Source organism: Ruegeria sp. 6PALISEP08, assembly GCF_001238295.1.
In the GTDB taxonomy this organism is placed as follows: Bacteria; Pseudomonadota; Alphaproteobacteria; order Rhodobacterales; family Rhodobacteraceae; genus Ruegeria.
Genome location: NZ_LGXZ01000006.1, coordinates 77,730 through 96,364, shown reverse-complemented (window position 1 = coordinate 96,364; position 18,635 = coordinate 77,730). Strand labels below are relative to the sequence as shown.

Genomic DNA, 18,635 nt, shown 5'->3' with positions numbered 1-18,635 from the left:
TAACAGCATTACCAAGACAACTGAAATTGGAGGAGTCATAAATGGCACGTACAGCACTCGTTACCGGCGGTTCCCGCGGCATCGGCGCAGCAATTTCCAAGGCGCTCAAGGCCGAAGGGTACAATGTTGCGGCCACCTATGCAGGGAATGACGAAGCCGCCGCGAAGTTCACCGAAGAGACCGGTATCAAGACCTACAAGTGGAACGTCGCCGATTATGACGAATCCAAAGCAGGCATCGAGAAAGTGGAGGCCGAAGTTGGCCCCATCGATATCGTTGTCGCCAACGCAGGCATCACCCGCGATGCACCGTTCCACAAAATGACGCCCGATCAGTGGAAAGACGTGATCGACACCAATCTGACCGGCGTGTTCAACACCGTCCACCCTGTTTGGCCCGGCATGCGCGAGCGCAAGTTCGGCCGCGTGATCGTCATCAGCTCGATCAACGGTCAGAAAGGCCAGTTCGCGCAAGTAAACTATGCCGCGACCAAAGCAGGTGATCTGGGTATTGTGAAGTCTCTGGCGCAGGAAGGCGCGCGTGCAGGCATCACCGCCAACGCGATCTGCCCCGGCTACATCGCAACCGAAATGGTCATGGCGGTGCCAGAAAAGGTTCGCGAGGCCATCATTGGTCAAATCCCGGCTGGCCGTTTGGGTGAGCCTGAAGAAATCGCGCGTTGTGTCGCGTTCCTGGCCTCTGATGATTCGCAGTTCATCAACGGCTCGACCATCTCGGCCAACGGTGCGCAGTTCTTCGTCTGATCCGTATATCAGAAAAAAAACGGGCCGGTCCATTTGGACCGGCCCTTTCTTATCCCGTAAGATCGCGCGCGCAGCGATCAGCGGGAACCGAAAATCCATCCCCAAAACTGCCAGACCACCTGGCTGCGCTCTTGATGGGCGCGCAGAATCGCCATCTGGGCGGCGGGATTTGTCGTCATCTCGATCATGGCCGTCTCCTTGTTTCAAATTAGATTTGCTTGACCTGATGCGAATATGTGCTTCTAATTATAAGCCGACAAACGAGCTTTCTTGGGTCTTCAGTTAAGATTTACTTCACTATGAGTGACTATCTTCCACCGCTGACCGCGCTCCGTGCGTTTGACGCCGCGGCCCGGCACATGTCTTTCGCGAAGGCGGCAGAGGAATTGCATGTAACACCAGCCGCCCTGTCCTTTCAGATCAAATCGCTTGAGGAACATCTGGGGCGACCGCTGTTTCGCCGTTTGAACCGCGCCGTTGAACTGACCGAGGCAGGTCGCGCTCTTGCTCCTGGTGCGTCTGAAGGCTTTGCAATATTGCAATCCGCATGGCGCGCAGTGCGAAGGCAGGAAGACAACAACAGCCTGACCGTTACCGCAGGTCCCGCGCTGACGGCCAAATGGCTGGCCCCACGGCTGTACGAGTTCGCCCGCGCGCATCCTGAAATCGATCTGAAATTCTCGGCTACGCTGCGCAACATGGACCTTGAGCGGGACGACGTGGATGTCGCCATCCGTTTCGGCAACGCGGCAGACGAAGGGTTGTACTCTGTTCCTGTGCGTAAGGAATGGCTGACCCCTGTCATGACCCTGGAATTGGCGGAACAATTCCCCACTCCGGATAGCCTGCAAAAAGCCCCTTTGATCCATGACGAGTCGATCAGCTTTCTGACCCCACCCTGCGACTGGCCCGCCTGGTTTCGCGCCGTGGGCATCGATTTCACCCCAACCCATGGAGCGCATTTTTCCAATGCCGATCACGCGATCGATGCTGCCGTCGCCGGTGTTGGCGTGGCACTTGGGCGGCGCGCCATGATTCTCAAGGATCTGACCGAAGGCCGATTGGTTGCGCCGTTCAAAACAGCCTTGGAAACCAAAGGTCGGTTCCGGTTCTTGTGCCTTCCGGGGGCCGAGAAAAAACCTCAGATCGCAGCTTTTCGCGATTGGTTCCTGACTGAAATTGAAAAAACCGCGCATATATCGGATGAGTTCAAAATCATACCGATTGAAGAGGTTTTCCCCCTATGACCAAAATGCGTGCAACGGCTATCGGTTTTGTGGCCGTTTTACTGTGGTCCTTACTGGCGTTGTTCACTGTAGGGTCTGCGCCCACACCGCCTCTTCTGCTGAACACAATATGCTTTACGATCGGCGGCGCTTTGGGTCTGATCTGGGCGACGGCAACCGGCGGGTTGAGTGGTTTGAAAAAGGTTCCCTGGACCACTTACCTGTTTGGTACTTTGGGTCTGTTTGGCTATCACGCGCTGTATTTTTCAGCCCTGCGCATGGCCCCCGCGGCCGAGGCTGGGTTGATCGCCTATCTCTGGCCTCTGCTCATCGTGCTTATGTCGGGACTGCTTCCGGGTGAACATCTGCGCATCGGGCATCTGATCGGGGCCTGTCTTGGCTTTGCAGGGGCTGCTGTGATCATCGCAGGCGGCGGCGGGGCAGGTTTTCAGGCACAACACTTGCCCGGATACGCATTGGCCCTGCTCTGCGCGCTGACATGGTCGGGCTATTCCGTCCTGTCGCGCAAACTGGGTGATACACCAACCAGTTCGGTCGCGGTTTTTTGCCTTGCAGCCGCGCTGGCGTCTGGCCTGCTACATCTGGCTTTGGAAGACACGGTATTTCCAGACACAACCCTTGGCTGGGTCTCGGTTCTGGCGCTTGGCCTGGGGCCTGTCGGAGCGGCGTTTTATGTTTGGGATATTGGGGTCAAGCAAGGCGACATTCAAATCCTCGGAACCTCATCTTATGCGGCTCCGTTATTGTCGACCCTTGCTTTGGTGGTCGCCGGAATCACCGCCCCGTCCTGGGGTCTGGCGATTGCGGCCTTTCTGATCACTGGCGGGGCCTTGATCGCGGCCCGCGCCAGCCTGAAAGCTTAAGCGGACAGGCGTTCGATCTCTTCTTTGAGTTTGAGCTTCTGTTTCTTTAACTGAGCTATATGGAGATCATCAATGCCCGGCGAGCGTTGGGCTTGTTCCACTTCGAGACCGAGAGATTCGTGCTTTTTCTTCAGTTCCGTCAGATGTGCGCTCACGCTCATTGCGATCCTCCTTGTTTACGTGTCTGTATGTCACGTAAGAAGTTGACCACATCGTTTCCACCCTGTCACGCTGCACAAGCACGGAATCTGTAATAAATCCGACAAAATAGGCTGGTCATTGCCGATGGACGTCAGAACCGGGGCAACGGGGCGGCCTGCCGTAGAACTGCGGAAACCTGCTCGGTATAGCTTTCGCCATCTGTTTCGTGGCGCTCGCCCGCATGCAAAATCAATGGCGCATGGAGGCGAAATGCCGCACGCCCCCCCTTGCGAGCCCGCAATATGACCAGTTCGGCCTCTCGACCCGCGCGTGCGCAGAGCGGCAACACTTCAACCGAGCCCAGTTTGCCCGCACAGGCCACTATCATGTCCGGCAGGCGATCTGCCTTCTGGACCATATGCAGATACCCTTGCGGGGCCAGACGTTTGGCCGCGACAGAAATCCAGTCATGCAAGGGGGTGTCTTCCCCCAAAGCAATGCTTCGGCCAGCGTCGCGGGCGCGACTATGCGCTCCGGCGCGGTAATAGGGGGGATTGGCAATGACGTGATCGAACTGTCGCTGCCGGATCTCGGCAGGCAAAGCGGATAGGTCTGCCTCAATCAAATCCAGTTCCACACTGTTGATCTCCGCGTTCCGGCGCGCCAGATCGGCATAAGCCTGTTGCAATTCGATACCTGTCAAATGAAGGCCGGGAACCCGTGCCGACAGACACAGAATGGCCGCTCCGGCACCACATCCCAGTTCCAATACGGACTGCCCGGCCTTAGCAGGAACAGACGCGGCCAGCAAAACCGGGTCTACCCCGGCGCGATACCCCGACACGGGTTGCAACAAGCGAATCTGGCCACCCAGGAAATCGTTGCAGGTCAATTCTTTGTCATCAAAGCGGGTCATCGGCCCAGCGGAATCTCATTATCGCGCATTACACGCTCGGCCCGGGTCAGGTCTTCGGCCCGAACCATGAGGCGCCGGGGGAAGATTCCGATACCACCTTCGAGGATGCTCATATTTACGTCCATCTGAAAGCAGTCTATATCCTCGCCCTCAAGGAGAGCGGATGCAAAGGCCAGGATTGTTGGATCGGTACTGCGCAGTAGTTCTTTCATGGGGATGGATGTAAGGGCAAGGCGAGGCGGAAGTCGAGCCTTGTATCAGGAGTGTGATGACCGTCGACATGATCTCAAAACCGCATGAGCGCCTCGCTGAACTGTTGGCGGGTGAGATGGAGGCCGTGAATGGCCTGATCCGCACACGGATGGCGTCGGACCACGCGCCGCGTATCCCCGAGGTGACTCAGCATCTTGTTGAAGCGGGTGGAAAGCGTCTGCGTCCAATGCTGACATTGGCCGCCGCGCATCTGTTCGGCTATGCTGGCGACCACCATGTGCGCCTTGCCGCTACTGTTGAATTTATTCACACCGCGACCCTGCTGCATGACGACGTGGTGGACGAAAGCGATAAACGACGCGGTCGTCCAACCGCAAATCTGCTGTGGGATAACAAATCCAGCGTTCTGGTCGGCGATTACCTGTTTTCGCGTAGCTTCCAACTGATGGTCGAAACCGGCTCACTTCGGGTATTGGACATTCTGGCCAACGCCTCGGCCACCATTGCAGAAGGCGAAGTGTTGCAGATGACGGCGGCAACTGATCTGCGCACGGATGAAAGCGTTTATTTGCAGGTCGTACGCGGCAAGACAGCCGCGTTGTTCTCTGCTGCGACCGAGGTCGGCGGCGTGATCGCTGGCGCGTCGGAAGAACAGGTCAAAGCCCTGTTCGACTACGGTGACTCATTGGGCATCGCTTTCCAGATAGCGGACGACCTGCTAGACTATCAGGGCGACAGCAAGGCAACCGGTAAGAACGTGGGCGATGATTTCCGCGAACGCAAGCTGACCCTTCCAGTGATCAAAGCCGTGGCTCAAGCCACACCCGAAGAGCGCACCTTCTGGGAGCGTACCATTGAAAAGGGTCGTCAGCAGGACGGCGATCTGGATCATGCGCTGCGGCTGATGGAAAAATACGCCACGCTTGAGGAAACCCGGAAAGACGCTTTGGGTTGGGTCAAAAAAGCCAAAGCCGCATTGGACCTGTTGCCTGATCACGAGATTCGCAGCCTGCTGCATGACCTGGCCGATTACGTGGTCTCGCGCCTCAATTAAGCTGAGTGGCGCGGCACCACCAACCAGAATGGGCTGCGCCGATCTCATAGGCTGCGAAATGTGCGTCTTTCATCGTCGGGTAAAGCGCAAAGCAGGTTGACCCCGACCCCGACATGCGCGCCACAAGGGCGCGATTGGTCGTGCTCAACTCATCCAGAACCTGCTCGATCTCGGGCGCAACTGCCATGGCAGGCTGCTCCAGATCGTTTCGCTGTTCGCGCAGCCACTGGGCGCAATCGTAAGCACTTTCGAATTCAGGGATACACTCTGGCATCGGTGGATTGTCTCTGGACGCCAGCGCGTTGAAAACGGCGCCTGTCGGCACTGGTATGTTCGGATTGACCAATAGGGCCGGCAGGTGCGGAAGGTTCACATCAACCAATCGGTCACCAATGCCCTGCATCCTGATCGCTCGGCCCGCCTGACAGACGGGCACATCTGCCCCCAATGACAACGGCAAATTCGGTGGAACATCAAAACCTTGCTCCGCCAAAGTCCGAAGTGTGGTAGCGGCATCCGACGAACCGCCCCCGATACCCGCCCCGTGAGGCAAAGATTTGCTAAGCTCGATATGCCCGGTCCAACCAATGCCCTCGGCTGCTTTCCACACCAGATTGCGGTCGTCCGTGGGAACCCCATTGGCAAACTCTCCGCGCACATCCATGGACAATGCAGGTCCGGGTTCAAACGTCAGCTGATCGCCCATGTCTGCAAAGACCACCAGCGAATCCAACAAATGATAGCCGTCGTCCCGGCGACCGGTCACATGTAGGGTCAGGTTGATCTTGGCGGGCGCAAACGCCTCAATTTCCATTAGCGACTTTCAAAGGTTCGGCACCCTCTTCGGCCAGCACGGCATCCAGCCCCACCTCGATCTTGCGCCTAATACGATCCGGGTCGGCCTCACTATCGGTATCTTCCGGGTCGATAAAAGACAGCGCCCGTTTCCACTGGAATTCGGCCTCACGCGCCCGGCCCACTGCCCAATAGACATCGCCCAGATGGTCATTCACCACCGGATCGACCGGCATCAGCTCTACGGCACGCTCCATCTGCTCAACAGCTTCGTCATAGCGACCCAGACGGAATAGGACCCAGCCCAGGCTGTCGACAATGTAACCGCTGTCCGGACGGGCCGCGGCGGCGCGTTGAATCATGTCCAGCGCCTCGTCCAGTTTCTCTTTGCGCTCGACAAGGGAATAGCCCAGATAATTCAGAACTTGCGGCTGATCCGGGTTCAGCTCAAGAGCACGGCGGAAATCTGCTTCGGCCTCGTCCCACTGTTTCAGCCGCTCGTGGCTGATGCCGCGGGCATAGTGCAAGAACCAGTTGCCCCCTGCCGCATTGTCTGTCAGCGCGATTGCCGTGTCATAAGACGTCACTGCCGCCTGATAGTTTTCCTGACGCCGTTGCAGATCGGCCAATGCCACATGCACACCCGGAAGGTCAGGATCTTGCGTTGCCAGGTTTTGCAGCACCTCAACGGCAGCATCGGTTTTACCCGAGCGGTCCAGAACCTCGGCCCGACCCAGCTCTGCCGCGTGGTGATCGTTGCTGTCCGCCGGAACCGTACGATAGGCCGCAACCGCCAGGTCGTATTGCTCCAGCTGGTCGAGTAGGTCTGCGCTCAGCAGAATGGCATCCACGTGACCTGGGCGCAGAAAACTGGCCAATCGTGTGTAAAGAAGAACATAGTCCGGCGACGCCTCAGCGTTCAGCGCGACACCAACGGAAAAGAAAATCTCGGCCATACCATCCTGAGCAGAACGGATATGGGTAAAGGGCAACGTTTCACCCGCCTCCAACTGGCTGGTATAGTTTTCGATGGTCGGATCGCTGCCTGCGACGAAGACATCTTCTAGGAACTGAATTGCGTCTTCGTTCTGATCCAGTTGCGACAGGACCTCGGTTCGTGCCAAAGCCGCCCGACGCGTAAAGCGTGCAATCGCGCCGTCATTGGCTGCAAAGACCGCCTCGGCACCTTCAAAATCGCCGATCGAGGCCAGAGCCATAGCCTTGTGATACAACGCAAATTCCCTCAGGCCCTCTTGCGTGGCAACGGCATCAAACTGCTCCATCGCCTTTGTCATCTCACCCTGCGCCAAGTTGGCCCAAGCGATCATCAACCCGTCCACCAATGGCCCGACACCCTGTGTTTCAGGGTCGCGGGCCAGAAGGACGTCGTATTTGCCTTCTGCAATCAGATTGGCCGCAATCACCATGCGTGCGCCCTGGCTGGGCAGGTTGGCTGCTTCGATTTGTTGGGCGACCGGCAATGCGCGTTCGATCTCGCCCAATGCCAGGCGCGCCACAACAACGCTTTCCAACAAAAGGGGATTTTGGGAATCGAACTTCAGTGCTTGGGCATAATACCGCTCGGCTGCGGCATAATCACTTTCGTAGATTGCCTGTCGCCCGGCCAAATATGACCCTGCGCCCGAGTCTGAGTAAGCCGGTACTGCGACCGACGACATGAGCAGCACGGACAAAGCCGCGCGACGAACGAGGGAAACCACCGAAATCCTGCCTTGCTATCGTTGACTGACATTCAAGCTAGGGCTTTGGCTGGCAAGAGGCAATGGCAGAGCCTTCACGACCCTGCCAGTGCCCGCTTTTTCGCTTACATATTAGGGTAGTTCGGACCGTCCCCACCCTGCGGCGTTGTCCACGTGATATTCTGGCTGGGATCCTTGATGTCGCAGGTTTTGCAGTGCACGCAGTTCTGGAAGTTAATGACGAATCGCGGACCGCTTTCATCCTCCACCATCTCGTATACGCCCGCCGGACAGTAGCGCTGCGCCGGTTCATCGAACTTGGGCAGGTTCACTTTGACCGGGATCTCGGGGTCGGCCAGCTTCAGGTGGCAGGGCTGGCTTTCCTCATGATTGGTCGCCGCGAAAGACACGTTGGTCAGGCGGTCGAAGGACAGCACACCATCAGGTTTCGGATAGTCGATCGGCTGGTGCTTGCTTGCATCCTCGGTCGACTCTGCGTCGTTCTTGCCATGGCCCAGCGTACCCAACACCGAGAAGCCCAGCGTGTTGGTCCACATGTCCATGCCGCCCAACACCAGTGAGGCGGTCAGGCCGTATTTTGACCACAGTGGCTTGACGTTGCGTACCTTCTTCAGGTCGCTGCCAATCGCGCCTTCGCGCACGTCGGCTTCATAGGCGGTCAGTTCGTCACCCGAACGATCGGCCTTGATCGCATCGAACGCGGCCTCGGCTGCGGCTTTACCGGATAGCATTGCGTTATGGTTGCCCTTGATGCGCGGCACGTTGACCATGCCGGCTGAGCAGCCCAGCAGCGCCACACCTGGAGCAACCAGTTTCGGCATCGACTGAAAGCCGCCTTCGGTGATCGCACGGGCACCATATGAGACACGCTTGCCGCCTTTCAGCAGTTCGGCCACCATCGGGTGATGCTTGAAGCGCTGGAATTCCATGTAGGGGTACAGGTGCGGGTTCTTGTAGTTCAGGTGAACCACAAAACCGACATACACCTGATTGTTTTCAAGGTGATAGATGAACGACCCGCCACCTGCATTGCTGCCCAGCGGCCAGCCCATGGTGTGCGTGACGCGGCCTTCCTTGTGCTTGGCAGGGTCGATCTCCCAGATCTCTTTCATTCCGACGCCGTACTTCTGCGGCTCCTTACCGGCAGACAGGTCATACTTCGCAATGACTTCTTTGGACAGCGAACCGCGCACACCTTCCGACAGGAAGACGTATTTGCCGTGCAACTCCATGCCCGGCTCGGTGTTGGGGCCGTAAGAGCCGTCAGCTTCCAGACCAAAGACACCGGCAACCACGCCTTTGACTTCGCCATTGTCGCCATAAACCATTTCCGAGCACGCCATGCCCGGGAAGATTTCGACGCCCAACTCTTCGGCTTGCTCGGCCATCCAGCGGCAGACATTGCCCATCGAGACGATATAGTTGCCGTGGTTGTTCATCAGTGGCGGCATCGGGAAATTGGGGATGCGAATCTTGCCCGCTTCACCCAGCATATAGAAGTTGTCTTCCTCAACTGGCACGTTCAGCGGTGCGCCTTTTTCTTTCCAGTCCGGGATAAGTGCATCCAGACCGCAGGGATCAAGAACCGCACCCGAAAGGATGTGCGCGCCAACTTCCGAGCCCTTTTCCAGCACCACGACGTTCAGGTCGGCATCCAGCTGTTTCAGACGAATGGCCGCAGACAGGCCCGCGGGGCCTGCACCCACGATCACCACATCGTATTCCATCGCTTCGCGTTCAATCTCGGCCATCGCGGGCTCCCTAGCTAACTTTCCGATTTGGCGCTGTCACCGCCTGATCTGCGCAATTTTGTTTCACGGCTGATTACATGCTCGGAAAGACTTTGGTCAATCGAAACACGGCGTAACAAGGGCGCTATTCGACACATCAGGCCTCTGGCGCATCCCCCATCAGGTATCTGGGACCGCTACCATGCGATTTTGCCCTGTCATCTGGGTTGTAGAGCGCACATTTCGGCAAGCTCAGGCACCCGCACCCGATGCAGCCATCCAGATTGTCGCGTAACCGCATCAGAGTATCGATTCGCTGATCCAGATGGGCGCGCAATTGCACACTAATGGCCTTCCAGTCCTGCGGCGTTGGCGTGCGACTTCCCGGCAGGCCCGACAAGACCTCACGGATTTCCGGCAAGGTCAAGCCAAACTGCTGCGCAATCATCACAAAGCTCAGCCGCCGGATGTCTGCCCGCTGATAACGCCGCTGCCCACCCGCGTTGCGCCAGGGCGAGATCAGACCCTGCGCTTCATAGTACCGGATGGCCGACACCGCCAGCCCGGTGCGCCGGGCCAATGCGCCAATTGCAAGCCCCTCTGAAACAGCCATCAAAGCCTCAAAATATTACCTTGACCTAAAGTTAGGTTTAGAAATTACGATGAGTCGTGACAAGCCAAAAAACAGGAGATCCCATGATGGCAACGCTTGAACATACCAATTTCACTGTCCGCGACCCGCAGGCTTCGGCTGCCTGGATGCAAAAGGTCTTTGATTGGAAAACCCGCTGGGAAGGCCCGGCAATTTCAGGCGGATACACTGTTCACGTCGGTTCCGCTCATACATATCTGGCACTGTACAAACCTGATGAGCCAAGACCGTCAGACGAAAGCAGCTATGATGTGATCGGCGGGCTGAACCACGTGGGGGTGTTGGTCGAAGACATCGATGCCACCGAAGCCAAAGTGCGCAAAGCAGGATTCGAGCCCCACAATCATGCCGACTACGAACCAGGACGTCGGTTCTATTTCAGGGATGACAACGGTATCGAGTTTGAAGTTGTACAATATGATTGAGATGTTGTGGCTCAGCACCCCGTCTCAGCGCTGGCGCAGGTCGCGGCATCCCGATCATCGCCACAGGCCGCATCCCAAATCAAAACGGCGCGAAGTCGCGAATTGATCGCTGCTGACGCTGTCACCTCTTGCAATTCACGTGGCATTTGGGTCAGGTATTCGTCAACCTAACATTCGCCCCGACGCTTCTGTGCGGCGGGGCGACTCAATTTATGCGTGGACGTAGAGAGTATGGAAAAGATCCCAATGACGCCTGCGGGCAATGCCGCGCTCGCGGCTGAGCTGAAGAACCTCAAATCCGTTGAACGCCCGGCGATCATCGAGGCGATTGCATCGGCGCGCGAACTGGGCGACCTGAAGGAAAACGCTGAATATCATTCGGCTCGCGAAAAGCAGGGTTTCATTGAAGGGCGCATCAAGGAACTGGAAGGTATCCTTTCACTTGCCGATGTCATTGACCCGGCCAAGTTGACCGGCGCAGTCAAGTTTGGCGCAAAAGTTACATTGGTCGACGAAGACACCGATGAAGAAAAGACGTGGCAGATTGTTGGTGAATACGAGGCCAATATCGAAAACGGCCTGCTGAACATCAAATCTCCCATCGCCCGCGCCCTGATCGGCAAGGACGAGGGGGACAGTGTAGAAGTACGCACGCCCGGTGGCGTGCGGTCTTATGAAATTCTTAGTATCGAGTACGCCTGACCGGAGCGCATGTTATGTCGGGACCCAAACCTGACCCGGAAACAGAAAGACCGACCTCGCTGGGCATCTATGATCGCCCAAAGGCATCGGCTGTCACTGAAATTGAGATCGCCGCGTTGGTGCTCAGTCTGATCTGGTTGGTGGTGTCGGTTGTCTTTCTGGTGCTTCCGGAACAGGGTCAAAGCGGCGGCTTCATTGTCACCTTTCTGGCGGTGTTCATGCCCGTGGCCATGATCTGGGTCGCGGCAACGGCAATGCGTGCCAGCCGGGTGATGCGCGAAGAAAGCGAACGGCTGCAAACGGCGATTGATGCCATTCGGCAGGCTTACGTTGCGCAGCAGCAGCGTGCGTCCAGCACCTATGAGCCTGCCGTGGCAAAAAAGCTGGACGAAATCGCAGCGGCCACCCGGAAAACGGAGAACGCACTGGCGACATTCTCAACCAAGCGCGCCGCTCCGACGACCGCCTCGGTGCAATCCTCCGCTCCAGGCGACCAAACCTCGCTCGAACTGGGAACGCCTGCGGAGGAGATTGCGCCGCCGCTCAGCGCCTCAGTTTTCATCCGTGCGCTGAACTTTCCGGAAACACAGGATGACACCGAAGGGTTCAATGCGCTGCGCGTGGCGCTGAAAGACCGCAAGACGGCGCAGATTGTCCAAGCTTCGCAGGATGTTCTGACCCTGCTCAGCCAAGAAGGCATCTATATGGATGACCTGCGCCCCGATATGGCTCGGCCAGAAATCTGGCGTCAATTCGCCCAAGGCACACGCGGCCGCGCCGTTGCTGCGTTGGGGGGTGTCCGCGACAGGTCTTCACTGGCGCTGACAGCAACCCGGATGAAACAGGATCCGATCTTCCGCGACGCGGCCCATCATTTCCTACGCCGTTTCGACAAGATGATGGCCGAGTTCGAGCCCACCGCAAGCGATGCGGAACTGAGCGCACTGGGCGAAACCCGCACGGCGCGCGCGTTCATGTTGCTGGGCCGGGTAGCTGGGACCTTCGACTAAAAAGTTACGACCCGCCAAGACATCTTGGTCGCGCTACTGAACCCAAACAGGTGCTTTAACGGCCCGGTTTTTTCTTCACCAACAGGCCGAAACCCTTCACGCTCATACAAGGCGCGGGCTCGGGGGTTAGTGTCAATCACATCCAGTTGAACCTCTGACATTCCTCGGCTACGAGCCTCTTGTTTGATGGCGCGCAGCAGGGCTGTTCCCACGCCTTTGCCACGCGCTTCGGCAGCGACAAAGATGCCATCCATCTGGAACACACCCGGTTTCAACTCACGCTCCAGCACGCTCAGAATAAGGGCGCGCCAAATGGCCCCGAACCAGCCATAGACCCGTGCCAGGTCTGACATGCTGCCTCCGGCCAAACCGCCATCGCGCGTCTTGAACCCTGCCAGACCCAGCATCCGGCCCGTGTCATCCCGTGCAACCAGCGCAAAGTCCGGGTTCAATGCTGTTTCAAAAAAGGCCAGGCCCTTTTCATCAGGGCCCATGACCTTGTTCAGCTTGGCCCGGAACGCCTGCCAGAACAGCGCTGCTGCCTGAGCGCGCTCTTGGTCAGAAAATCCGGGTGAAATTGCGATGGTCAAACACCAAAGCTCCCATACGGTATGAAATGTACTGGGTCGCCCGGCTTAATGTGCCGCGCGCCATCTTCGATTTCGACCAATCCTTCGGCCCAGCTGAGCCCACTGATCCGGCCCGATCCTTCCGAATGGAACACCTCGGCCCGCCCATTCCGCACCCTTGCACGCAGGTATTCACGGCGGCCGGGTTTCTTGCGTTTCTCAAAAGCGGCAGGCACCTCGAACCCTTGCGGATCCACCCAACCTTCGCCCGACATCAGGCCCAGCGCGGGGCGTGCAAAGATCAGCGTGCAGACCATGGCAGCCACCGGGTTGCCCGGCAGGCCAAACACCGGCACGCCTGACCACAAACCCAAGGCCAACGGACGTCCCGGCTTTAACGCAATCCGCCAGTGCTGCATCGCCCCCGCTTCACGCAACAGGGCGGACACGTGATCTTCGTCGCCCGCAGACGCACCTCCGCTGGTCAGAATCACGTCGGCCTGACCTGCGGCCTGGTCCAACCGGTCCCGCAACGCATCCCGATCATCCGAAACACGCCCCACATCAACGGGCACGAACCCAATCCGCTCGATCAATGAAAGCAACATCGGGCGGTTGGCGTCGAAAATCTGCCCTGGACCGGCAATGTCTCCGGGTTCGACCAGCTCATCACCGGTTGAAACCACCGCCACGCGCAGTGGCTTGCGCACATTTACCTCGGCGATTCCCACAGCGGACATCAACGCAAGATCGGCAGGTGTCAACCGACGCCCGACGGGCAAAGCCATATCACCGGCCGCAACATCTTCGCCCGCGCGCCGTGTGTTGGTCCCCTTTTTCAGCGGGCCATGGAAGGCAATATGGCCATCTTTGACCGTGACATCCTCTTCCAGAATAACCGTGTCCACCCCATCAGGCAGCGCCGCGCCCGTCAGGACACGCAAAGCCCGACCTTCGGGCACGTGACCCTCAAATGGAATCCCCGCCGCCGCGCGCCCGTCAACCAGAGGCATGACCTGCGTGCCAACTGGGACGGGGCCTGCGAACCCGAACCCGTCCACCGCAGTGTTGGGCTGGGGCGGGTTCGAACGCTGGGCGATCACATCCTCGGCCAGAATGCGCCCACTCACCTTGGTCAGTGCAAGCGTTTCAACAGATGTGATCGGGTGCAATCTGTCGCGCAGAAAGGTCAATGCCTCATCCACAGGTGTCCACTCGACCCCAGCGGGCAGCGCAAAGCAATCGTTGCGCAACGGGGGTGGGGCTATGTTCGGCTTGTCCTGAGCTACACCCAATATCCAACCTTCCTCTGCCGCTGAGACTTTCATTTGCGCTTTCAACTCCTGCTCTGACAGACGTGACAGAGTCAAGGTGACCTGTTCGACCTGCCAGGCATCTTTGATCCGCCCTGCTGGCGGCGCTCCGAGGGTCAGAGATGGCCAAATCTCTACAAAGGCGACGGGTGTTCCCTGCGGCTGGAACGGCCAGACCGCGACTTGCCCGGCAAAGCGATGACGCAGCCGATTTAGAACCGGTAGCCCCATCATCACTTGTCCACCAACAGCCCCCGCGCCTGCCATCTGCCAGCAGGTAAAGCTGCCCTTTGCCAGGGTTTCCACGACACGGCGGTCCGGGAAGGGGTTGGTATAGTCGGTTTTCCTGCGTGGCAGACCGTCGATGTCACGACGCAGACCGTTCATCCAAAACGGGCCGTTGCCTCCGAAATTCAGGTTGATCTGACCTGCCAGATCAAAACGGTTGTTTGCCTTAGGCGTATCCTCAATATGCCGTTCGAACCAGTCCCACAAAGCCAGGGGATCGTCCGCACCCGTCATCGCGCGGGCAAATCCGGCCGGATAGCCAAACGGGAAATCGAACCCCAGAAACAGGCGGCGGCCTGCATCAAGCTCGGTGCGGATCAGGGCCTCAAGCCACTGTTCAGCAACCAACCTGTTTCGCAGGTATTCGGGTTCCAACAAGCACCCTTCGCGCACAATACAGGCCCAGATCGCATCTTTGCGCGGGGTCGGCCCGGTGTCGTTTCCGCCAGACCAATCCACCATCGCAAAGGTCTGGAAAAGGCTCACAAACCGACTTCTTTCAGGATGAAGTCCGCAATTTCTGTGGTGTCATTCAGATCAATAACCGCGCGGTCCAAATCCAGCGGAGTGTCGCTGGCTACAGCACGTATGGTCGTGTTCTCGGGGGCCATTAGCGTATGGCCCGCCTCGGCCCGAAACGCTTCGATCTTGGGGTGGTTTTCACGCTTGAAGCCTTCGATCAGCACGAGGTCGACCGGTGAAAGCCGTGACAGCAGTTCATCCAATGCAGGCTCTGGTGCACCGCGCAGCTCCTGCATCACGGCAATACGCTGACCTGAGGCAAGCAGAACTTCGCTGGCCCCTGCCATGCGGTGGCGGTGACTGTCGGTGCCGGGCTGATCCACATCGACGCTGTGATGCGCATGTTTAACCGTCGAGACCGTAAAGCCCCGGCCTGTGATCTCGGCCACCAATCGTTCCATCAACCCTGTTTTGCCGGCATTCTTCCACCCGGTGACGCCAAAGACCCTCATGCCTGCTCCAACAACATTCGGGCGCGGTCCAGATCTTCTGGCGTGTTGACGTTGAAGAACGGGTCAAACGGGTCGGCATCGAACAACGCCTCTCGCCCGTCATGTTTGTCAGTCCACAGCACCACCTTGCGCAGCCCATCTGTCAGCGCCGCACGCAGATCGTCGCGCAGCGCCACGGGCCAGAGGCCGAAGGTCGGGTGTCGGTTGACCCGCCTGCCCCCGCCGGATTTCAGCGCCTCAGCTCCCGTGCGTGGGGTCGTGGCCAAAACCAGAGGATACGTCTGCCCTTCCGCGGCCTCTTGCAGTCGCGCCACCAAGTCGCGCGGAAAGAACGGTGTATCAGCGGCAGCAGTCACAATGCTGTCCGCCCCCTGCGCTGCCGCCCAGTCCAGCCCGGCCAGCACACCGGCCAGAGGCCCGGCGAAACCTTCGATCGTGTCGGGTAGGATGGGCAGGTTCAGGTCGCTGAAGCGCTCTGGATCACCATTGGCATTCAACGCCAGATTGCTCACCTGCGGAGACAGACGGTCGATGACATGGGACAGCAGGTTCTGCCCACCTATTTGCAGCAAGCCCTTGTCACCGCCGCCCATCCGGGTGGCCTGCCCGCCTGCGAGGATGATACCGAGCGGTTTCTTGAGAAGGTTATTCATGGCACTCTTCCGGCGATGTTTCTTGTCTTCTACCGCAACGGTTGACGGGTCTACGTCGCGCAGCAGGCGATCTTCGCCCGACAGGCAGACGAAGCGCTGCCCGCGCATCCGACCGATCAGCGTCAACCCAACCTCGCGCGCGATCTCGACACCCCAGGCGGTGAAGCCAGAACGGGAAGCCAGAACCGGGATGCCCATCATTGCCGTCTTGATCACCATCTCGGATGTCAGGCGACCGGTGGTGTAAAGGATCTTGTCCTCGGCCACCTCGCCTTCTGACAGCATCCAGCCTGCGATCTTGTCGACAGCGTTGTGGCGGCCCACGTCCTCCATGTAGACCAGCGGGCGATTTTCGCGGCAAAGGACCGTGCCGTGGATTGCGCCAGCCTCAAGATAAAGCGACGGGGTACGATTGATCTTGGAGGCAAGATCGTACAGCCACGACGTACGCACCTGCACCTGCGGCAGCTGCACGTCCTCAAGACCCTCCATCATGTCGCCAAAGACAGTGCCGACAGCGCAACCACTGGTGCGGGTCTTCTTCTTCAGCTTATCCTCATACGATGTCTCACGCGCTGTTCGTACAACAACGGTTTCAAGATCGTCGTCATAGTCCACGCGGATAATCTCATCATCCGCCAACAGCATCCCCTGATTGCGCAGGAAGCCCAAAGCCAGATATTCAGGATAGTCGCCGATGGTCATCGCCGTCACGATTTCCTGAGAATTGAGGAAGATCGTCAACGGGCGTTCTTCAACCACTGAAATCTGGCTGGCCTCGCCGTTCTGGTCCACACCTTCAACCGCCCGGGTAAGGCGGTCCGAGCCCGGATCAGGGGCGACAAGATAGTCCGACAGGTCGATTTCCGTGGCCAATTGCAACCCCTTCCCAAGACAGATACTGCTGCGGGCATCACCATAGGATTTAGCCATGGCCTCTGCCACATCCAAGTCTTACTTCTGGAAAGGTTTTCGCGACGGGACACCCTTTATCTTCGTCGCCGTGCCCTTTGGCCTGTTGTTCGGTGTATTCGCGACCGAAGCCGGGCTAACCATTGTTCAGACAATGGCTTTTACTTCGACCGTTTTTGCCGGAGCGGCACAGTTTGCGGCATTACAACTGCTGCAGGACAACACGCCGACGGCGATTATCATAATCTCAGCGCTGGCGGTGAATTTACGTATGGCGATGTACTCCGCATCGCTGACACCTTATCTGGGTGCGGCACCGATGTGGCAGCGTGCCTTTGCCGCCTATCTGACCGTGGACCAGTCTTATGCCTGCTCCATTGTGCGGTTCGAGAAAGAGCCAGACCTGTCGGTGCCGCAACGCATGGCTTATTTCGTGGGTTCGGTCACGCCGATCACACCGCTCTGGATTCTTGCCACCTACCTAGGCGCAGTACTGGGCGCGCAGATTCCGGAAAGCTGGGCGCTGGATTTCGCCCTGCCAATCACATTTCTGGCCATGATCGGGCCGATGATGCGGACCTTTGCACATGTGGTCGCGGCGCTGGTGGCCATCGCAGTGTCGCTGTTGACCGTCGTAATCCCGTTCAATCTGGGCCTGCTGATTGCAGGGTCTGCGGGAATGATCGCCGGAGCACAAGCGGAACTGATCCTAGAGCGCAGAAAGTTGCAACGATGACCCAGACCGATCCTGTCACCATCTGGACCATCATCATAGGCCTGGCCATAGGCAGCTATGCCTTGCGATTTGTCTTTATCGGCCTTGTAGGTGACCGCCCGATGCCGACCTGGCTGCTGCGTCACCTGCGGTACACGGCAGTTGCGATTCTGCCTGCATTGATCGCACCATTGGTTGTCTGGCCCTCGGCGACCGAGGGGCAGCCTGACCTTCCCCGGATGTCAGCGGCAGCAGTTGCGTTGGTTGTAGGTGTGATCAGCAAAAACGTGTTGGCCGCCATCTTTTCCGGGGCCGCCACCCTCTACGGTTTGCTGTATCTACTGAGTTGAGACCCCGTCCAACTGGTTAAGGCGCGCATTGTTCGCGGCTAGACCTTTTTGCAGATCCGCATCATCGCTTTCCCGATACTCCTCGGTCACGACGCCCGGAATCTGCGCGAACTGATCCGACAGGTTTACCGGGTAAAAGGTGACATCAATTTGCTCGAATCCCGGCACCTGCTTCAATAGTTGCGAGGTGGAGTTGGTACAGAACGCACCGGCGACCGGACCGGATTGCTTAGCAAGCTGCAGGGCAATTTCAGCCTGCTGTGGGGTCACCTGAATGGTCTGGATGCGCGCGTAATGCGTCTCGCGCGCGTGAGAGCTGCGATAGGCTCGCTCGACCGCCGGAGTTATGCCGTAAAGCACATCGTCCTTCATCGGAACAACATCCGCCCTGAACGAGCCGGCAGGGTCAAAGATCACCCGCTCACTGCCCGAAATCATCAACGAGGTATGTGCCCCGGATCCGGTGCGCGTGTTGATCATTGTGTAGAGCGTCAGCGTGGAAGGTCCGGGATCACGATAAGATCTCGAGACGACCTCGGCCTGGTCGGCTTGCGGACGGTTAGAACCTGCACAGCCGGCAACGGTTGCTACCAAAAGGCAGGCAATCAGAATCCTGAGCAAGATAGCC

Annotated in this window: 21 protein-coding genes and 1 pseudogene; 9 read left to right on the top strand and 13 right to left on the bottom strand. The window is 58.3% G+C overall.

Translation table 11 applies throughout. The features are described 5' to 3' along the window. Window positions 1-41: 41 nt before the first annotated feature. The 3 genes from phbB (at window position 42) to ALB80_RS10575 (ending at window position 2,874) form a co-directional block, all read left to right on the top strand. The gene (phbB, locus tag ALB80_RS10585; protein ID WP_050604037.1) at window positions 42-764 is read left to right on the top strand and encodes an acetoacetyl-CoA reductase; all 723 of its coding nucleotides are present in this window, start codon (window positions 42-44) and stop codon (window positions 762-764) included. Window positions 765-1,063: 299 nt separating this feature from the next. Further along, complete coding sequence (locus tag ALB80_RS10580) at window positions 1,064-2,011, top strand: transcriptional regulator GcvA (protein WP_050604036.1); 948 nt, start codon at window positions 1,064-1,066, stop codon at window positions 2,009-2,011. Then, the gene (locus tag ALB80_RS10575; RefSeq protein ID WP_050604035.1) at window positions 2,008-2,874 is read left to right on the top strand and encodes a DMT family transporter; all 867 of its coding nucleotides are present in this window, start codon (window positions 2,008-2,010) and stop codon (window positions 2,872-2,874) included. Before ALB80_RS10580 ends, ALB80_RS10575 begins: the two co-directional genes overlap by 4 nt. Here the strand turns inward: ALB80_RS10575 and ALB80_RS21815 are convergent. The 3 genes from ALB80_RS21815 to ALB80_RS10565 all read right to left on the bottom strand — a co-directional run bounded on the left by ALB80_RS21815 (window position 2,871) and on the right by ALB80_RS10565 (window position 4,143). Further along, window positions 2,871-3,035 (bottom strand): YdcH family protein, encoded by a 165-nt coding sequence (locus ALB80_RS21815; RefSeq protein ID WP_083445267.1) that lies wholly within the window; start codon window positions 3,033-3,035, stop codon window positions 2,871-2,873. The genes ALB80_RS10575 and ALB80_RS21815 overlap by 4 nt on opposite strands. 131 nt (window positions 3,036-3,166) lie before the next feature. Next, window positions 3,167-3,931, bottom strand: coding sequence for a tRNA1(Val) (adenine(37)-N6)-methyltransferase (locus ALB80_RS10570; protein ID WP_050604034.1), 765 nt, complete (start codon window positions 3,929-3,931; stop codon window positions 3,167-3,169). After that, a complete protein-coding gene (locus tag ALB80_RS10565) occupies window positions 3,928-4,143 on the bottom strand; it encodes a DUF2007 domain-containing protein (protein WP_050604033.1) in 216 nt (71 codons plus the stop codon). The genes ALB80_RS10570 and ALB80_RS10565 overlap by 4 nt, the downstream gene beginning before the upstream one ends. A gap of 56 nt (window positions 4,144-4,199) precedes the next feature. Between ALB80_RS10565 and ALB80_RS10560 the strand changes: the two genes are divergently transcribed. Beyond that, window positions 4,200-5,198, top strand: a complete 999-nt coding sequence (locus ALB80_RS10560; RefSeq protein ID WP_050604032.1) for a polyprenyl synthetase family protein — start codon at window positions 4,200-4,202, stop codon at window positions 5,196-5,198. On the opposite strand, the gene ALB80_RS10555 is transcribed toward ALB80_RS10560, so the two are convergent. The 4 genes from ALB80_RS10555 to soxR form a co-directional block, all read right to left on the bottom strand. Beyond that, window positions 5,191-6,012, bottom strand: coding sequence for a 4-(cytidine 5'-diphospho)-2-C-methyl-D-erythritol kinase (locus ALB80_RS10555; protein WP_050604031.1), 822 nt, complete (start codon window positions 6,010-6,012; stop codon window positions 5,191-5,193). The two genes, ALB80_RS10560 and ALB80_RS10555, sit on opposite strands and share 8 nt — an antisense overlap. Next, window positions 6,002-7,714, bottom strand: a complete 1,713-nt coding sequence (locus tag ALB80_RS10550; protein ID WP_371255971.1) for a tetratricopeptide repeat protein — start codon at window positions 7,712-7,714, stop codon at window positions 6,002-6,004. The genes ALB80_RS10555 and ALB80_RS10550 overlap by 11 nt, the downstream gene beginning before the upstream one ends. A 104-nt stretch (window positions 7,715-7,818) precedes the next feature. Next, on the bottom strand, window positions 7,819-9,465 hold the full coding sequence (locus ALB80_RS10545; protein WP_050604030.1) for an electron transfer flavoprotein-ubiquinone oxidoreductase: 1,647 nt from the start codon (window positions 9,463-9,465) through the stop codon (window positions 7,819-7,821). A 136-nt stretch (window positions 9,466-9,601) separates the two neighbouring features. After that, on the bottom strand, window positions 9,602-10,057 hold the full coding sequence (gene soxR, locus ALB80_RS10540; protein WP_050604029.1) for a redox-sensitive transcriptional activator SoxR: 456 nt from the start codon (window positions 10,055-10,057) through the stop codon (window positions 9,602-9,604). A gap of 83 nt (window positions 10,058-10,140) precedes the next feature. On the opposite strand from soxR, the gene ALB80_RS10535 reads away from it, so the two are divergent. The 3 genes from ALB80_RS10535 to ALB80_RS10525 all read left to right on the top strand — a co-directional run bounded on the left by ALB80_RS10535 (window position 10,141) and on the right by ALB80_RS10525 (window position 12,233). Then, on the top strand, window positions 10,141-10,521 hold the full coding sequence (locus tag ALB80_RS10535; RefSeq protein ID WP_050604028.1) for a VOC family protein: 381 nt from the start codon (window positions 10,141-10,143) through the stop codon (window positions 10,519-10,521). A gap of 231 nt (window positions 10,522-10,752) precedes the next feature. Beyond that, window positions 10,753-11,223, top strand: coding sequence for a transcription elongation factor GreA (greA, locus tag ALB80_RS10530; RefSeq protein ID WP_050604027.1), 471 nt, complete (start codon window positions 10,753-10,755; stop codon window positions 11,221-11,223). Between the two features lie 14 nt (window positions 11,224-11,237). Beyond that, complete coding sequence (locus tag ALB80_RS10525; protein WP_050604026.1) at window positions 11,238-12,233, top strand: hypothetical protein; 996 nt, start codon at window positions 11,238-11,240, stop codon at window positions 12,231-12,233. Here ALB80_RS10525 and ALB80_RS10520 read toward each other — a convergent pair. The 5 genes and pseudogenes from ALB80_RS10520 to ALB80_RS10505 all read right to left on the bottom strand — a co-directional run. Continuing rightward, window positions 12,230-12,823, bottom strand: coding sequence for a GNAT family N-acetyltransferase (locus ALB80_RS10520; RefSeq protein WP_050604025.1), 594 nt, complete (start codon window positions 12,821-12,823; stop codon window positions 12,230-12,232). The two genes, ALB80_RS10525 and ALB80_RS10520, sit on opposite strands and share 4 nt — an antisense overlap. Next, entirely contained in the window at window positions 12,820-14,865 is a 2,046-nt protein-coding gene (gene glp, locus ALB80_RS10515; protein ID WP_050604227.1) for a gephyrin-like molybdotransferase Glp, read from the bottom strand. Before glp ends, ALB80_RS10520 begins: the two co-directional genes overlap by 4 nt. Before the next feature lie 20 nt (window positions 14,866-14,885). Further along, window positions 14,886-15,377, bottom strand: a complete 492-nt coding sequence (gene mobB, locus ALB80_RS10510) for a molybdopterin-guanine dinucleotide biosynthesis protein B (RefSeq protein WP_050604024.1) — start codon at window positions 15,375-15,377, stop codon at window positions 14,886-14,888. Beyond that, a complete protein-coding gene (gene mobA / locus ALB80_RS21810) occupies window positions 15,374-16,030 on the bottom strand; it encodes a molybdenum cofactor guanylyltransferase MobA (protein WP_083445275.1) in 657 nt (218 codons plus the stop codon). Before mobA ends, mobB begins: the two co-directional genes overlap by 4 nt. Then, a pseudogene (locus ALB80_RS10505) lies at window positions 16,031-16,963 on the bottom strand (formate dehydrogenase accessory sulfurtransferase FdhD); the annotation flags it as partial. It lies immediately after the preceding gene. Here ALB80_RS10505 and ALB80_RS10500 point away from each other — a divergent pair. Further along, window positions 16,962-17,678, top strand: a complete 717-nt coding sequence (locus ALB80_RS10500) for an AzlC family ABC transporter permease (protein WP_050604023.1) — start codon at window positions 16,962-16,964, stop codon at window positions 17,676-17,678. The pseudogene ALB80_RS10505 and the gene ALB80_RS10500 overlap by 2 nt on opposite strands. Further along, entirely contained in the window at window positions 17,675-18,007 is a 333-nt protein-coding gene (locus ALB80_RS10495) for an AzlD domain-containing protein (RefSeq protein WP_050604022.1), read from the top strand. Before ALB80_RS10500 ends, ALB80_RS10495 begins: the two co-directional genes overlap by 4 nt. Here ALB80_RS10495 and ALB80_RS10490 read toward each other — a convergent pair. Continuing rightward, window positions 17,996-18,628: a hypothetical protein gene (locus ALB80_RS10490; RefSeq protein ID WP_050604021.1), complete on the bottom strand. Its 633-nt coding sequence runs from the start codon at window positions 18,626-18,628 to the stop codon at window positions 17,996-17,998. The genes ALB80_RS10495 and ALB80_RS10490 overlap by 12 nt on opposite strands. Between the last annotated feature and the right edge of the window lie 7 nt (window positions 18,629-18,635).

Bases quoted from the DNA above. Each gene is read 5' to 3' on its own strand.
- mobB (WP_050604024.1), bottom strand. From the start codon at position 15,377: ATGAGGGTCTTTGGCGTCACCGGGTGGAAGAATGCCGGCAAAACAGGG.
- ALB80_RS10570 (WP_050604034.1), bottom strand. From the start codon at position 3,931: ATGACCCGCTTTGATGACAAAGAATTGACCTGCAACGATTTCCTGGGT.
- mobA (WP_083445275.1), bottom strand. From the start codon at position 16,030: ATGAATAACCTTCTCAAGAAACCGCTCGGTATCATCCTCGCAGGCGGG.
- greA (WP_050604027.1), top strand. From the start codon at position 10,753: ATGGAAAAGATCCCAATGACGCCTGCGGGCAATGCCGCGCTCGCGGCT.
- ALB80_RS21815 (WP_083445267.1), bottom strand. From the start codon at position 3,035: ATGAGCGTGAGCGCACATCTGACGGAACTGAAGAAAAAGCACGAATCT.
- ALB80_RS10545 (WP_050604030.1), bottom strand. From the start codon at position 9,465: ATGGCCGAGATTGAACGCGAAGCGATGGAATACGATGTGGTGATCGTG.
- ALB80_RS10575 (WP_050604035.1), top strand. From the start codon at position 2,008: ATGACCAAAATGCGTGCAACGGCTATCGGTTTTGTGGCCGTTTTACTG.
- ALB80_RS10525 (WP_050604026.1), top strand. From the start codon at position 11,238: ATGTCGGGACCCAAACCTGACCCGGAAACAGAAAGACCGACCTCGCTG.
- glp (WP_050604227.1), bottom strand. From the start codon at position 14,865: ATGGTGGATTGGTCTGGCGGAAACGACACCGGGCCGACCCCGCGCAAA.
- phbB (WP_050604037.1), top strand. From the start codon at position 42: ATGGCACGTACAGCACTCGTTACCGGCGGTTCCCGCGGCATCGGCGCA.
- ALB80_RS10535 (WP_050604028.1), top strand. From the start codon at position 10,141: ATGATGGCAACGCTTGAACATACCAATTTCACTGTCCGCGACCCGCAG.
- ALB80_RS10560 (WP_050604032.1), top strand. From the start codon at position 4,200: ATGACCGTCGACATGATCTCAAAACCGCATGAGCGCCTCGCTGAACTG.
- ALB80_RS10500 (WP_050604023.1), top strand. From the start codon at position 16,962: ATGGCCTCTGCCACATCCAAGTCTTACTTCTGGAAAGGTTTTCGCGAC.
- ALB80_RS10495 (WP_050604022.1), top strand. From the start codon at position 17,675: ATGACCCAGACCGATCCTGTCACCATCTGGACCATCATCATAGGCCTG.
- soxR (WP_050604029.1), bottom strand. From the start codon at position 10,057: ATGGCTGTTTCAGAGGGGCTTGCAATTGGCGCATTGGCCCGGCGCACC.
- ALB80_RS10555 (WP_050604031.1), bottom strand. From the start codon at position 6,012: ATGGAAATTGAGGCGTTTGCGCCCGCCAAGATCAACCTGACCCTACAT.
- ALB80_RS10580 (WP_050604036.1), top strand. From the start codon at position 1,064: ATGAGTGACTATCTTCCACCGCTGACCGCGCTCCGTGCGTTTGACGCC.
- ALB80_RS10565 (WP_050604033.1), bottom strand. From the start codon at position 4,143: ATGAAAGAACTACTGCGCAGTACCGATCCAACAATCCTGGCCTTTGCA.